This window comes from Bradyrhizobium sp. Pha-3 (assembly GCF_042258615.1).
GTDB lineage: Bacteria > Pseudomonadota > Alphaproteobacteria > Rhizobiales > Xanthobacteraceae > Bradyrhizobium.
The window spans coordinates 6,812,500-6,827,227 of sequence record NZ_CP170152.1; the positions used below are offsets into that span (position 1 = coordinate 6,812,500).

Consider the following 14,728-nt stretch of genomic DNA (forward strand, 5'->3'; position numbering starts at 1 on the left):
CATCCTCCAGTTTTTCTTCAAAGAGATTATCGCAATCCGTCTTCGCCTTTGACCTCGTCAACCGTCAGCCCGCCGACGCGCGGCAGCGGCCGTCCGCTGTCGGTCACCGCGACCGCGACCATGATCTCATTGGCCCGCGGCGCGTCATTGATCTGCACTTCCATGCCGTCGAAATGGCTGCGCACGAAGGCTGCGTCCTTGTGCCCGAGCGGAATGTCCAGCGTGGTGCCGGGACCCGAGCGCTTCTTCGACGACGGGATCAACGCCGCGCCCTTGGAGAGCACCTTGCGCACCGGCGCGCCCATCTTCGGATGCAGGATCGCGGCCGCGTGCTCGAGCTCGCCATTTTCGCCGACCGCGGCGGCCTTGCCGTAGCTGTGCGCCTTGGCGCCGTCGATGCCGAGCGCGGCGACGGCTCGCCTGGAAAGCAAATCGCCAAGCTCCTCGCCGATCGCGATCAGCGGCGATAGATCCTCCACATAGCGTCCGGCAAAGGGATTTTCGATCACCGCGATCGCGGCGGCGCGCCGGGTCGGCGGTGCGATGGTCTTGCCCATCTCCAGATGGGTCTCCTCGACAACGGTGACGATCTTGCGAATGACGGCGCTCATCTTGCCTCGCTCCCGGTCATGCCTGCAGCATGTTGTCTGTCGCTTGTCCCTGATACGCATGCGCGGCCGGCGTCCCGTTCCCAGTTGCGCCGACAATTCGCGTTTCGCCCAGTAGACGCAATGCCGCGCCCTCGATCAATCCCGACGTCAGGAGCATGCGCGCCCGCGCCGCCCCCGCCTCGAGTGCCTGCTCGATCTCATGTTCCGCCAGATGTCCGACATCGCGGGTCACCAGCCGTGCGCCGAGATCGCTGTCCGGCTGCAGTTCGCTCGCGGGAACGCGGAGGATCGCGGGATGGTTGGGCAGATCGACCGCATTGGCGATCACGGTGGCCGCGGCATCGGCCTGCGACGCCGTCCGCGCCAGCACGGTCACGGCGTCGGCAATGCCGAGTGAGAAGCTGCGGCCGTGGCGGCCGCTGGTTGCAATGCCGCGGACCGGCATGTCGCTATCTATCGTCATGGTGCGCATCACGCCGTGGCGATCCGGTCGGTCCATCAGGCCGACGGTGAACTGTTCGCCATTGCCAAGATGCAAGGCAATGTCGCCGCCATTGTTGACATAGACACGGTCGAGCGCTGCCGCCCGCAGCATCGCGCCGAGGATTTCCTCGGCGACAGATCCTGCGACCGCCGCCATCGGCGTGATGAAGCAATCGGCGGCAAACGGCGCGACCGCCGCATGCATGCGCCGCGCGACCACGCCCTTCAGCACGCAGCGCTGCGGATCGGCCGCGCTGCGCAGCTCGGCGAGTTCCGCGCAGAGCTCGTCGAGCAAACCGGTGAAGCGCTGTGCGGCAGCCTGAAAGGCGGCACTGATGTCCACGTCCCTGCCCTTGGCCTCGACGATGAGATCAATGGGGCCGTCCTGCAAATGCAGCCGCTTGCCGTCAGGAAGAAGCGCAATTTGCGGGAGCCTCGTCATGCGCGCCGCCCGGGAAGATGAGGCATCGGCCGGACTTCGGCGCTGTCCCGCAGCGACGACAGCGGCCGGACAAAATCCATATGGCCGCCGAGCGCCGCATAATCCGACAGCTTCATCGTGAACTCGATCGGCGCCACCAGCGCCGGGGTCGGCACATAGCCGAAGGCACCGGCCGGCATTTGCGTGACATCGACCATGAAGGTGATGCCGCCGCCCGGCCAGACATAGACCGGCGCGCCGCCGCTGGTCACCCGCGTCAGCGCGTCCTTTACCGAGCGGGTCAGTCGCACTGGGTTATCAGTAACGCCGGCGCGCAGCGAACCGCCCGCGCCGCCCATGAACAGCACGGTACACAGCGCCGGCTCGCAATTCTCCTGGATGCGCTCGACCGAGAATTTCAGGTCCGCCGGCATCTCGGTCTCGATCGGCCTCAGCGCCTCGTCGAGCACATAGTAGGACGCATGCTCCCCGGTGGTCGAGACCATCAGCATGGTGAGCCCGGGCCGCGCTTCCTTCGCATTGAAGGGACCCAGGATCGAGAGCGGATCGGAGATGTTGGTGCCGCCCCATCCCGTGCCGGGATCGGCGACCTGGAAGTAACGGCCGGGCGTCGAACGGCGCCCCTTCATCTTGATGCCGGTATCGGCGATGTCGAGCAGCTTGCCGGCCTGGTGCTCGCTGAGCACCCCGGTGATGTGATCGTCGACCACCACCACTTCATCGACCTTGCCGTGCCACTGCTTGGCGAACATGCCGATGGTCGCCGAGCCGCAGCCGACCCGCATCCGCTCTTCCGCCATGCCATTGACGATCGGCGGCTTGCCCGCCTGCACCACGACGGTGGCGCCGCCATCGATGGTCAGTTCCACCGCCTTGCAGTTGGAGAGATCCATCAGCGTGTCGCAGGTGACCCGGCCCTCCTTCTTGGAGCCGCCGGTCAGATGATGCACGCCGCCCAGCGAGAGCATCTGCGAGCCATATTCGCTGGTCGTGACATGGCCGACCGCCTCGCCGTCCGCACGGATGATCGCGGTCTCGGGGCCGAGATAGCGGTCGGTGTCGATCTTCAGCTTGACGCCGCAATAGGAGAAAATGCCTTCGGTCACCACGGTGACCATGTCGACGCCATCGACTTCCGACGACACGATGAAGGGCGCCGGCTTGTAGTCCGGATAGGTGGTTCCGGCGCCGATCGCGGTGACGAAGATGTCTGGCTGACGGACGATCTTGCCGTCCCAGTCGCCGCTCGCCTGGAACGGCACCAGCTTGCCGCCATGCGAGACCGTGCGCTCCAGCACGACATGCGGGTCGACGCGCACCAGCGTGCCATCGTGATTGGCATAACGGTCGCACGCACCGGCCGCGCCCGGCTTGATGTAGCACATCACCGGACAGGCATCGCAGCGGATCTTGTCGCCGGCGGCGACGGTCATTGTGTCAGCCATCGTGACCAAGCCTGGACTTGTGGTGGCGGTCGATCATACTGCGCTTCCGCCTCCCCGCCTATATCGTTCGTATACGAATGATCCTGCGCGCGAGCCCGGGACCTGTCAAGCGGCCTTTGCAATCAAACGCTGCCATTCGCTTGCGCACCCTGTTCATAAAGCGTGCACTCGCTGCAGCGCGGCATGCCGCCGCTTGCACGTTTGTATACAAACGTTATCCTCATCGACGGATTTGACGCTGACGCTGCAGCGCAAACATCAGGGGAGAACCAGGGCAATGCGCCTGACCGTGAACGGCAGGAATCATGATGTCGACGCCGCTCCCGACACCGCATTGCTTTACGTGCTGCGCAACGATCTCGAATTGAACGGGCCGAAATATGGCTGCGGGCTCGGCGAGTGCGGCGCCTGCGCGGTGCTGATCGACGGCGTCGCCGCGCGCGCCTGCGTGATTCCGATCGAAGGCTGCGCGGGCCGCGACATCGTCACGCTCGAAGGTCTCGGCAGTCGCGAGCATCCCGATCCCGTGCAAGAAGCCTTCATTCGCGAACAGGCCGCGCAGTGCGGCTATTGCCTCAACGGCATGATCATCACCACCAAGGCGCTGCTGACGCGCAATCCCCATCCGTCCGAGCATGAGGTGCTGGAAGCGCTGCGCTACAATCTCTGCCGCTGCGGCGCGCATATCGAAATCATCCGCGCGGCGATGCGCGCCGCCGGCCACGTGCTCGAGGCGCGCGATTGATGGTGGACGCACAGCCTCCAGAGCATCGCATGCGCGGCTCGCTGTCGGTCGTTCGCCCCGCGGTGCTGGGCGCGGAAGGCGCGTTCGAGACCTTCGTCACCATCGCATCAGACGGTTCGGTCAATGCCTATAACGGCCATGTCGATCTCGGCACCGGCATCCGCACCGCGCTCGGGCAGATCGTCGCCGAAGAGCTCGACGTCTCCTTTGCCCGCGTGGTCGTGATCCTCGGCGACACCGCCGTGGTGCCGAACCAGGGCGCGACGATCGCGAGCGAGACCATCCAGATCACCGCCGTTCCCCTGCGCAAGGCCGCAGCCCAAGCGCGGCATTTTTTGCTCGCGCGCGCCGCCGAGCGGCTCGAACTGCCGGCCAGTGATCTCACGATCGAGGACGGCCTGATCCGCGGCCACGACAATCGCAGCGTCAGCTATGGCGAGCTGATCGCGGATGAGACCATCCGGCTCGAGCTCGCCGATGACGTTCCGGTCAAGGAAGTGGGCGCCTATTCCGTCGTCGGCAAGTCGGTGCCACGGGTCGACCTACCGGCGAAGGCCACCGGCGAGTTCGTCTACGTCCACGATGTGCGCGTGCCCGGCATGCTGCATGGCCGCGTCGTCCGCCCGCCCTACGCTGGCGTCGATGCCGGTCCATTCGTCGGCACCAGCTTGATCGCGGTCGATGAAGCCTCGGTGCGCGATATCCCCGGCATCGTTGCGGTGGTGCGGATCGGCGACTTCGTCGGCGTCGTCGCCGAGCGCGAGGAGAACGCGATCAAGGCCGCCGCACAGCTCAAGGTGAGCTGGAAGCCGGGACCAGGGCTGACCGATCTCTCCGACATCGAGCAGGCGCTGCGCGCCAATCCCTCGACGCCGCGCCAGCTGATCGACAAAGGCGATGTCGATGCCGCGATCAAGGCGGCGGCCAAGCCGATGCCGCGGACATACGTGTGGCCCTACCAGATGCACGGCTCGATCGGCCCGTCCTGCGCAGTCGCCGACTACAGCGAGAGCGCGATCCGGGTGTGGTCCGGCACGCAGAACCCGCACATCCTGCGCGGCGATCTGGCGCTGTTGATCCAGCGGCCGGAATCCGAGATCGACATCGTCAGGATGGAGGCCGCCGGCTGCTACGGCCGCAACTGCGCCGATGACGTTTCCGCCGATGCGCTATTGCTGTCGCGCGCGGTCGGCCGCCCGGTGCGCGTGCAGCTCACCCGCGAGCAGGAGCACGCCTGGGAGCCGAAGGGCACCGCGCAGCTGATGGACGTCAATGGCGGGCTCAATACCGACGGCAGCGTCGCCGGCTACGACTTCGTCACGCGCTATCCGTCGAACGGCGCGCCGACCTTGGCGCTGCTGCTCACCGGGCGGATCGCACCCGAAGCGGCCGTGTTCGAGATGGGCGACCGCACCGCGATCCCGCCCTACGACTACGAGAACATGCGCGTGGTCGCCAACGACATGCCGCCGATCGTGCGGGCCTCATGGCTTCGCGGCGTCTCGGCGCTGCCCAATACGTTCGCGCATGAATCCTATATCGACGAGCTTGCCGCCGAGGCCGAGGTCGACCCGATCGAATATCGGCTGCGCTACCTGAAGGACAAGCGCGCGATCGATCTCGTCAACGCGGTCGCCGAGCGCGCCGGCTGGATGCCGCGCCCGGTGCGACAAGAGCCCGAGGCCGAGGGCGATATCGTCCGCGGCCGCGGCTTTGCCTATGCGCTCTACGTGCACAGCAAGTTTCCGGGCTACGGCGCCGCGTGGTCGGCCTGGATCGCCGACGTCGCCGTCAACAAGGCGACCGGCGATGTCAGCGTGACCCGCGTCGTCGCCGGCCAGGATTCCGGATTGATGATCAATCCGGAGGGCGTGCGGCACCAGATCGAAGGCAACGTGATCCAGTCGACCAGCCGCGCGCTGATGGAGGAAGTCTCGTTCGAGCGTGGCGCAGTGACGGCGCGGGAATGGGGCGCCTACCCGATCATCAAATTCCCCGATCTGCCTGAGATCGATGTGCTGATGCTGCCGCGGCAGGACCAGCCGCCGCTCGGCGTCGGCGAGTCCGCTTCGGTGCCGAGCGCGGCCGCGATCGCCAATGCGATCTATGATGCCACCGGCGTACGTTTTCGCGAGCCGCCGTTCACGCCAGAACGTATTTTGAAGGGCTTGCGAGGCGAGCAACCCGCCGCGCCCGCGGCACTCCCCTCACCAGCGCCGCCGGCCGACTTCAGCAGATGGCAGAATCCGTTTGCCAAGCGCGGCGGGGTGCTCGCCGGCATTGCCGCGCTCTGCGCCGCGGCGATCGGAATCGGCGCGGCGGTGCTGCCCTGGCGCGCGATCGCGCCGATCGCCCGGCCCGATGCGGCGGTCTATTCCGCAGCGACGATCGCCCGTGGCAGGGAGCTCGCGGCGCTCGGCGCGTGCGCGGTCTGCCATACGTCGGAGCACGGCATCGCGAACGCCGGCGGACGGCCGCTCGAGACGCCGTTCGGCACGATCTACACCACCAACATCACGCCCGACGTCAACACCGGGATCGGCGCCTGGTCCTATCCCGCGTTCGAGCGCGCGATGCGCGAAGGCATTCATCGCGACGGGCGGCATCTCTATCCGGCGTTTCCGTACACGCATTTTGCGAAGACCAGTGATGCCGACCTGCAAGCGCTCTACGCCTATCTGATGGCGCAGGCGCCGGTGCGCGCCGAGACACCGGCGAACGCGCTGGCCTTTCCGTTCAACCTGCGACCGCTGCTTGCCGGCTGGAATGCGCTGTTCCACCAGCCGAACGCGTTCCAGCCCGATCCATCGAAGTCCGACATATGGAATCGCGGCGCCTACCTGATCGAGGGTCTCGGCCACTGCGGCGCGTGCCACTCGCCGCGCAATGCGCTCGGCGCCGAACGGCAAGCGGCCTATCTCGCCGGCGGCTTCGCCGAGGGCTGGGAAGCGCCGGCGCTGACGTCGCTGTCGAAGGCGCCGATCCCCTGGAGCGAGGACGAGCTGTACGCCTATTTGCGCACCGGCGAGTCCCGCCTGCACGGCGTCGCCGCCGGGCCGATGGCGCCCGTCGTGCAGGAGCTCGCCGCGCTGCCCGACCAGGACATCCGCGCAATGGCGGTCTACCTCGCCTCGTTCAACGCGATCACCGACCGGCCGGCGCACGATGCCCTTGCCGCAAAGCTCGAAGCCGGCACCGTTGTGACCACGGCTGCCTCGACAGGTGCCCGGATCTACCAGGGCGCCTGCGCGGTCTGCCATGAGGTCGGCGGCCCGCCGCTGTTCGGCAGCCGGCCGTCGCTGGCGCTGAACAGCAATCTGCACAGCGACGTGCCAGACAATCTGATCCAGGTGATCCTGCACGGCATCGCCAAGCCGGCGGTGACCGATCTGGGCTACATGCCGGCCTTCAAGGACAGCATGAGCGACGGCCAGGTCGCCGAGCTCGCCTCCTTCCTGCGGCAGCAATTCGCCCCCGGAAAGCCGGCCTGGACCGATGTCGCCGCCACGGTCGGCCGTATACGGCAGACCATAGCGCGCTGACCTGCCATGTTCCGCCCGATACCCACTGGGCGGGCGGCGCGGGGCAGGCTAAGGTTCCCGCATGACCGTGACAGATATCGCGACCCGGACCTACAACCACGGCTGGCGGCTCGACCCGATCGTGCGCAGCCTGCTGGACACCGATTTCTACAAGCTGTTGATGCAGCAGATGATCCGGGAAAGCTATCCGGACACGCGCACGACCTTTTCGGTGATCAACCGGTCGACCCATATCCGGCTTGCCGAGGTCATCGACGAGGGCGAGCTGCGCGCCCAGCTCGACCATGCCCGCACCATCCGCTTCACCAAGAAGGAACTGATCTGGCTCGCCGGCAACACGTTCTACGGCAAGACCCAGATGTTCTCGCCCGACTTCATCAACTGGCTCTCGACCTTCCGCCTGCCCGAATACGAGCTGCACAAGGTCGACGGCCAGTATGAGCTGCATTTCCACGGGCCGTGGACCCATACCACGATGTGGGAGATTCCGGCGCTCGCGATCCTCAACGAGCTGCGCTCGCGCGCCGCGACCAAGACCTACGGCCGCTTCGCGCTCGACGTGCTTTACGCCCGCGCCAAGGCCAAGCTGTGGGCCAAGGTCGAGCGGCTGCGCAAGCTGGACGGCTTGCGGCTGTCCGATTTCGGCACCCGCCGCCGCCACGGCTTCCTGTGGCAGCGCTGGTGCGTCGAGGCGGTGAAGGAAGGCCTCGGCCCGTCCTTCACCGGAACGTCGAACGTGCTGCTCGCGATGGACAACGACCTCGAGGCGATCGGCACCAACGCACATGAGCTGCCGATGGTGGCTGCCGCGCTCGCCAACGACGACCAGGAGCTGCGCTGGGCGCCCTATCGCATCCTCGACCAATGGCGCCACGCCTATGGCGGCAACCTCCTGATCGCCCTGCCCGATGCGTTCGGCACCAAGCCGTTCCTGCGCGACGCGCCGGACTGGGTCGCCGACTGGACCGGCTTTCGTCCCGACAGCGCGCCGCCGATCACCGCCGGCGAAGAGATCATCAAGTGGTGGAAGCAGAAGGGCCGCGATCCCAAGGAGAAGCTGCTGGTATTCTCCGACGCGATGGATGTCGGCTCGATCGAGGAGACGTTCCATCACTTCAAGGGCCGCGTGCGCGTCAGCTTCGGCTGGGGCACCAACCTCACCAATGATTTCGTCGGCTGCGCGCCCGACGGCACCGCCGAGCTCGATCCGATCTCGATCGTCTGCAAGGTGACGTCGGTCGACGGGCGCCCGGCCGTCAAACTCTCCGACAATCCGGAGAAGGCGACCGGCATCCCGTCCGAAGTCGAGCGCTATCTGCGCGTGTTCGGCAATGTCGGCCGCGTTCGCACCGCAGTTCACGTCTAAACCAACGCAACGATCACTCCCATCGACTGACCTGACGAGCTCCGCATGCCCGCACCCAAGCCGCCTGCCTTCGAAACCTTGAGCCTGCACGCCGGCCAGCGCCCCGATCCCGCAACCGGCGCGCGCGCGGTGCCGATCTATCAGACCACGTCCTACGTCTTCCAGGACGCCGATCATGCCGCGGCGCTGTTCAACCTGGAGCGTGCCGGCCACATCTATACGCGCATCTCCAATCCGACGACTGCGGTCCTGGAGGAACGGATCGCCGCGCTCGAATGCGGTGTCGGCGCGATCTGCACCGCGAGCGGCATGGCCGCGATGCATCTCGCCATCGCGACGCTGCTCAATGCCGGCGACCACATCGTCGCCTCCGCCTCGCTCTATGGCGGCACCATCAACCTGCTGGCGCACACGCTGCCGCGCTTCGGCATCACCACGACCTTCGTGAAGCCCCGCGCGCTGGACGAATTCCGTGCCGCGATCAAGCCGAACACGCGGCTCGTGATCGGCGAGACCATTGGCAATCCCGGCCTCGAAGTGCTCGATATCCCCGCGGTGGCTGGAATCGCGCATGATGCGAAGATTCCGCTGCTGATCGACAACACCTTCGCGACGCCCTATCTGAGCCAGCCGATCGAGCTCGGCGCCGACATCACGATGAACTCGGCGACCAAGTGGATGGGCGGCCACGGCATCGCGATCGGCGGCGTCATCGTCGACGGCGGCCGGTTCGACTGGCGCGCCTCCGGCAAATTCCCGCAGCTCACCGAGCCCTATGCCGGCTATCACGGCATCGTCTTCGACGAGCAGTTCGGCAAGGCCGCCTTCATCATGCGCGCCCGCACCGAGGGCCTGCGCGATTTCGGCGCCTGCCTGTCGCCGACCAATGCCTTCCAGCTGCTGCAGGGCATCGAGACGCTCGGCGTCCGCATGGACCGCCACGTCGGCAACACCCATGCGGTGCTGGATTTCCTCACCGCGAACAAGGCGGTCGACTGGGCGCTGCATCCGTCGCTGGAGACGCATCCGGACTACGCGCTGGCGAAGAAGCTGTTGCCGCGCGGCGCCGGCTCGATCGTCAGCTTCGGCATCAAGGGCGGCCGCGCCGCCGGCAAGAAGTTCATCGAGCAGCTGAAGCTGATCAGTCATCTCGCCAATGTCGGCGACGCCAAGACGCTGGTGATCCATCCGGCCAGCACCACCCACCAGCAGATGGACGCCGAGCAGCTCAAGGCCGCCGGCATCGGCGAGGAGCTGGTGCGGTTGTCGGTCGGCATCGAGACTGCGCAGGACATCATCGACGATCTCGGCCAGGCGCTGCGCGCCTCGCAAAGGACTTAGGGCCATGCAGCTTTCCGTCAACGGGTCAGACACCTTCATCGCGACCGGCGGCGAGCCGTTCGATGCATCGCTGCCGGCGGTGGTGATGATCCACGGCGCCGGCTTCGATTCTTCGACCTGGGCGCTGCACAGCCGCTGGTTCGCCCATCACGGCTATTCCGTGCTCGCGCCGGATCTGCCGGGCCACGGCCGCTCCGCCGGCAAGCCGCTGCCGACCATTGCCGAGATGGCCGACTGGATCGCCGCGCTGATTACTGCTGCAGGCGCAGCGAAGGCCCGGCTGATCGGCCATTCGATGGGCTCGCTGATCGCGATCGAAACCTCGGCACGGCATCCCGACAAGGTCTCGGGCCTCGCGCTGATCGGCACCGCCGCGACCATGACGGTCGGTCCCGATCTGTTGAAGGCCGCCGAGGCCAATGACGTCGCCGCGATCGATATGGTTTCGATCTGGGGCCTCGGCTTCAAGGCCGAGCTCGGCGGCAGCCTCGCGCCCGGCCTCTGGATGCACCAGGGCGCACAGCGGGTGCTGCAGGAGGCGAAGCCCGGTGTGCTGTACAACGACCTCAACGCCTGCAACGCCTACCAGAACGCGCTGACCGCGGCGGCCGCGGTCAAGGTGCCCGCAACCTTCGTGCTCGGCGAGCGCGACATGATGACCCCCGCCAAGGCCGGCAAGGCGCTTGCCGCCGCAACGCCGAACGCTCGCACCGTGGTGCTACCGGGTGCCGGCCACATGATGATGGTCGAGCAGCCCGACGAACTGCTGGCGGCGTTGCAGTAGCCCCCAAAATATCGAAAACAACCCCATGCAAAGTAGCAGGGCGTCCGCCGGCGCTCGGACAAGCAACTTGACGCGTCGGGCAACTCAACAGTATATTCTATTATTCCGAACTTTGGCGGACGCGCCTGCGCAACGTCAACTTGACCGCACTAGACACATGCGGCGTGCCCGCGCGTGTCGTACGGCCCGCCTCAGCGAGGGCAGCAGAGGTTTCCCGCAGGAGCCGCTTGCCACGCTTCGGCCTCGCGCGCCCAAGCCTGCGGGCCATTTCCACGTCTTAGGCTTCTTGCTTGGCCATGGAGTTGCGACCTTCCACCTTCATGCGGGTGCGCCGCTTGCGGTCCCGAGCGCAATTGAGCTTTGCCACCAGCATAGCCTTCTCAAACTCAGAAGATGGCATCGAGAACCTGCTTGATGATACGAGACGACGACGTGCCGTTCGCGATCCAAAGCGGCGCTTCCTTGTCGTCTGCGAGGGCAAGAATTCAGAGCCAGCGTACTTGCGGGCACTCGCACGCTGGGCGGACATCATCATTGATGTAATTGCGGCCGCTGGTACGCCGGAAGTCATTGCCAAAAAAGCCATCGAAGAGGCGACGTCTCGCGGCGTGATCGGACGCCGAAGAGCAAAGTTGCTTTGGTATGAGCGCACCGATGAGGTGTGGGCTGTATTCGATCGTGACGAGCATAAATATTACGAAGAAGCCTTACGGCTCTGTGAGCAAAATGGCATAGGCATTGGGCGATCAAACCCGTGCTTTGAAGTATGGATAGTCCTCCATTTCGAAGATTTTCATAGGCCGGATGACCGCGACAAAGTATTTGATCATCTATGCAACCTCTGTCCTGGGTATGAGGAGGGCAAGGGCAAGAAAGTTGATTTTGACGAACTCCTCAAAAATCTGAATGCTGCAGAGGAGCGCGCTGAGGCGCAATTAGCTGCTCGCAGCAACGAGGGAAGCGAACACAACCCACCGTCAACCACCTTTTTCATGCTGACGCGCAGCGTACGGAGAAAGACCAAGTAGGCGTTTGAACGTTGGGGCAAGCTAGAACCGCCCGGTACAGCGCTCTTCTAAACAGGGAGAGCCCCGGAGGGGGGTGTCTGCCAGCTGTTGGTTTGTCGTTCGTAGCGCTAACATCCCAACAGCTTGCCGGTGGCGCTAAACAGGGAAGGCCCGAGGAACTGCTGGCGGAACTGCAGTAGCAACGTCTGATGTCCTCTTCCCTTCTCCCCTTGTGGGAGAAGGTGGCGCGAAGCGCCGGATGAGGGGTCTCTATCCGCGGAGACAGACCCCTCAGCCAGCTCCGATGCTTTCGCATTCCAAGTGCCCTTTGCAGCCACTACTGCTGGCGACGTTGGAGAACCCAAAATATCGAAAACAACCCCATGCAAAGTAGCAGGGCGGTCGCCGGCACACGGACAAGCAACTTGACGTGTCGGGCAAATCAGCGATATCTTCTATTATTCCGAAGTCACGCGAGCACCTACGCAACAGCGTAGTCAAGAGCGAATTAGCTTGCCTTGCTTTGAGTCCTTTTGCACTCTCAGGTTAGGAGGCCGATGCATGAAGATGAAGATTATAACCATCGTGTGCGCTTTCGGAGTGGCCCTGGTGCTGTGTAACCTCGGGACGTCCGCTGCTGAAGCCCGGACGCGAAAGGCACAAGTCGTTCATGAACGAACGAGGGTCGTTATCCCGACGCCGGTGATAAGGCCGACTCCGTGGGATTATTATCTTGTTCCACGTTATCGCTATCGCCCTGAAGACGACCGGGTCGATCCATACGGGCCGCCGGTAGTGTCGTCTTGGTACCTCTATGAGGGGTGGCGGTGGCCGTACTGGTGGTGAACAGCGATCAGGCCGAACAGAGAACAAGACGACGAACTGCTGACGGCGCTGCGGTAGGGTGTGTGGCTCACGAGCGGCACCAAATACTCAGTGTCGTCCCGGCGAAAGCCGGGATCCATAACCACTGAAAGCCATTGTTACGCAACGCTGGGGCCACAGCCTTTCTCAACAATCCAACCCTGTGGTTATGGGTCCCGGCTCCCGTGCGCAATTGCGCACTAGGCCGGGACGACATCGGGTATGTTGCACCGCTTTCAGCCCATCATCCTAAAGGAGCGCGGAACGCGCGCCTCACCATGAGGGGCTGATATCAGCGTGCGCCCCTCACTGCTTCGCGGGCTTCCTCCCGATCGGGTGGATGTCGATCGCACGCAGCCGGCCGAGGCGGAGCACGTCCATCGACAGGGTCCGGTCGATCCGGCTGTGATCGAGCGCGCGGATCAAATCGTCGACACCGTGGATCTCGACGCCGTCGAGCTTGATCACCACATCGCCCGGCAGCAGTGCCGCGCGCGCGGCCGGACTGTCCGGCTCGATCTGCATCAAGAGCGCACCCATCTTGTTCTCGACGCCGGCCAGCACCGCATGCCGCCGCGGCACCGGCGCGGTTTGTCCGGCGACGCCGATATAGGCGCGGCGGACATAACCGTGGCGGATGATCTCCGACAGCACGAACTGCGCGGTATTGCTGGCGACCGCAAAGCAGATGCCCTGCGCGCCGTTGATGATCGCCGTATTGATGCCGATCACCTCGCCCTTCGACGACACCAGCGGCCCGCCGGAATTGCCGGGATTGAGCGCGGCGTCGGTCTGGATCACGTCCTCGATGGTCCGCCCGCTGACCGAGCGGATCGAGCGGCCGAGCGCCGACACCACGCCGGCGGTGACCGTCGATTCAAAGCCGAGCGGATTGCCGATCGCAACCACGAGCTGGCCGCGCCGCAAGGTCTTGGAGTTGCCGAGCGAAGCGTAGGCCAGATCGCGCGCGCCGTCGGCCCGCAGCAGCGCGAGATCGGTGTCGGGGTCGACGCCGAGCACATGGGCGTCGGTGACGAAACCTTCGGTGTCGCGCAGGCGGATCTCCTTCGACGATCCGACCACGTGGCTGTTGGTCAGCACGAACCCGTCGGGCGAGATCACGATGCCCGAGCCAAGCCCGCCGCGCTCGCGCGCATTGCGCACCTTCGGCCCGGTTTCGACGCGGACAACGGCGGGGCCGACGCGGTCGGTGACGTCGATCACGGCATTGGAATAGGCGTCGAGCAAGGCCCGGTCATCGACCTGGGCATCGACTTGAGCAGCGTCAGCCGCCCGCGATGACGACGTGTCAGCGGCGGCATCTGAGGTAAAATCCAACATGGCGAGAGTCCTTTGGTCCCCTCAGATGGTGACCTGCTCCCGTCGCCGCAAGTGGTTACGCCGACCGCCTGCCCGACCGGCTAAAGCGGGATGAGTTTTGGTTGAATCGGCTTGGCGCGGTCTCGGTTCACCTCTCCCCGTCGGGGAGAGGTCGGATTGCGAAGCAATCCGGGTGAGGGCTCTTGCTCCTCGATAGACCGTAACCCCTCACCCGATTTGCTGCGCAAATCGACCTCTCCCAAGGGAGAGGTGAACCCTCGACGCCGTTCCAGCTCAACCTAATCTCATCAGGCTTTAGGTCGCCCGCCGCAGCGTGCCGCCGCGTACCTTGACCGGATCGAGCAACGACCAGTCGCCGTCCGGCAGCACGTGGCCCTTGGGGAACGGCGCGCGCAGCTCGAGCCCGAGCGAGCGCAGCACGCGGTCGTCGCGGTAGTAGCATTGCAGCACGACGCGGACGAGCGTGGCCGCGGCGGCGCCGCCATGGCTACGAAACTCCAGCGCCACCGCATCGCGCCTGGCCTCGTCGAGCTCGGCGAGCGGCTTGCCGGCGAGATCAGCCAGATGATCGAGCGCCTGCGCGACCAGCGCGGTGTCGTGGCCGAGCGTAGCCAGCATGTCGGCCTGGATCGCGGGATCATCCGCTCCCGGCACCTTGTACTCGGCGCTTTCGGGGACGATCATCGCAGCGACAGTGCGGAGATCGGCGCGCTGGGCTGCGGTCAGTTGGTTGCTATCGGACATCTCGGTCTCTGGC

At 65.3% G+C, this 14,728-nt stretch carries 11 protein-coding genes; 6 read left to right on the forward strand and 5 right to left on the reverse strand.

What is annotated here, in order from left to right:
• Window positions 1-26 precede the first annotated feature (26 nt).
• From ACE10Z_RS32050 to ACE10Z_RS32060, 3 genes are read right to left on the reverse strand one after another with little or no spacing between them, the layout of a single operon-like run.
• Entirely contained in the window at window positions 27-611 is a 585-nt protein-coding gene (locus ACE10Z_RS32050; RefSeq protein WP_375784345.1) for an amino acid synthesis family protein, read from the reverse strand.
• A gap of 16 nt (window positions 612-627) precedes the next feature.
• Window positions 628-1,536 (reverse strand): UPF0280 family protein, encoded by a 909-nt coding sequence (locus ACE10Z_RS32055; RefSeq protein WP_375784346.1) that lies wholly within the window; start codon window positions 1,534-1,536, stop codon window positions 628-630.
• Window positions 1,533-2,981, reverse strand: a complete 1,449-nt coding sequence (locus tag ACE10Z_RS32060; RefSeq protein ID WP_375784347.1) for a 6-hydroxynicotinate reductase — start codon at window positions 2,979-2,981, stop codon at window positions 1,533-1,535. The genes ACE10Z_RS32055 and ACE10Z_RS32060 overlap by 4 nt, the downstream gene beginning before the upstream one ends.
• A 277-nt stretch (window positions 2,982-3,258) precedes the next feature.
• On the opposite strand from ACE10Z_RS32060, the gene ACE10Z_RS32065 reads away from it, so the two are divergent.
• The 6 genes from ACE10Z_RS32065 (at window position 3,259) to ACE10Z_RS32090 (ending at window position 11,787) form a co-directional block, all read left to right on the forward strand.
• On the forward strand, window positions 3,259-3,726 hold the full coding sequence (locus tag ACE10Z_RS32065; protein WP_375784348.1) for a (2Fe-2S)-binding protein: 468 nt from the start codon (window positions 3,259-3,261) through the stop codon (window positions 3,724-3,726).
• Window positions 3,726-7,268, forward strand: a complete 3,543-nt coding sequence (locus ACE10Z_RS32070; protein ID WP_375784349.1) for a molybdopterin cofactor-binding domain-containing protein — start codon at window positions 3,726-3,728, stop codon at window positions 7,266-7,268. The genes ACE10Z_RS32065 and ACE10Z_RS32070 overlap by 1 nt, the downstream gene beginning before the upstream one ends.
• Before the next feature lie 61 nt (window positions 7,269-7,329).
• Entirely contained in the window at window positions 7,330-8,634 is a 1,305-nt protein-coding gene (gene pncB, locus ACE10Z_RS32075) for a nicotinate phosphoribosyltransferase (RefSeq protein ID WP_375784350.1), read from the forward strand.
• Window positions 8,635-8,679: 45 nt separating this feature from the next.
• Window positions 8,680-9,975: an O-acetylhomoserine aminocarboxypropyltransferase gene (locus tag ACE10Z_RS32080; RefSeq protein ID WP_375784351.1), complete on the forward strand. Its 1,296-nt coding sequence runs from the start codon at window positions 8,680-8,682 to the stop codon at window positions 9,973-9,975.
• Window positions 9,976-9,979: 4 nt separating this feature from the next.
• Window positions 9,980-10,759 (forward strand): alpha/beta fold hydrolase, encoded by a 780-nt coding sequence (locus ACE10Z_RS32085; RefSeq protein ID WP_375784352.1) that lies wholly within the window; start codon window positions 9,980-9,982, stop codon window positions 10,757-10,759.
• A gap of 296 nt (window positions 10,760-11,055) precedes the next feature.
• Window positions 11,056-11,787 carry an RloB family protein gene (locus tag ACE10Z_RS32090; protein ID WP_375789970.1) on the forward strand — a complete coding sequence of 244 codons (732 nt, stop codon included), beginning with the start codon at window positions 11,056-11,058 and terminating at the stop codon, window positions 11,785-11,787.
• A gap of 1,149 nt (window positions 11,788-12,936) precedes the next feature.
• On the opposite strand, the gene ACE10Z_RS32095 is transcribed toward ACE10Z_RS32090, so the two are convergent.
• Both ACE10Z_RS32095 and ACE10Z_RS32100 read right to left on the reverse strand, forming a co-directional pair.
• Complete coding sequence (locus ACE10Z_RS32095) at window positions 12,937-13,971, reverse strand: S1C family serine protease (RefSeq protein WP_375784353.1); 1,035 nt, start codon at window positions 13,969-13,971, stop codon at window positions 12,937-12,939.
• A 294-nt stretch (window positions 13,972-14,265) separates the two neighbouring features.
• Window positions 14,266-14,715, reverse strand: a complete 450-nt coding sequence (locus ACE10Z_RS32100; RefSeq protein ID WP_375784354.1) for a hypothetical protein — start codon at window positions 14,713-14,715, stop codon at window positions 14,266-14,268.
• Between the last annotated feature and the right edge of the window lie 13 nt (window positions 14,716-14,728).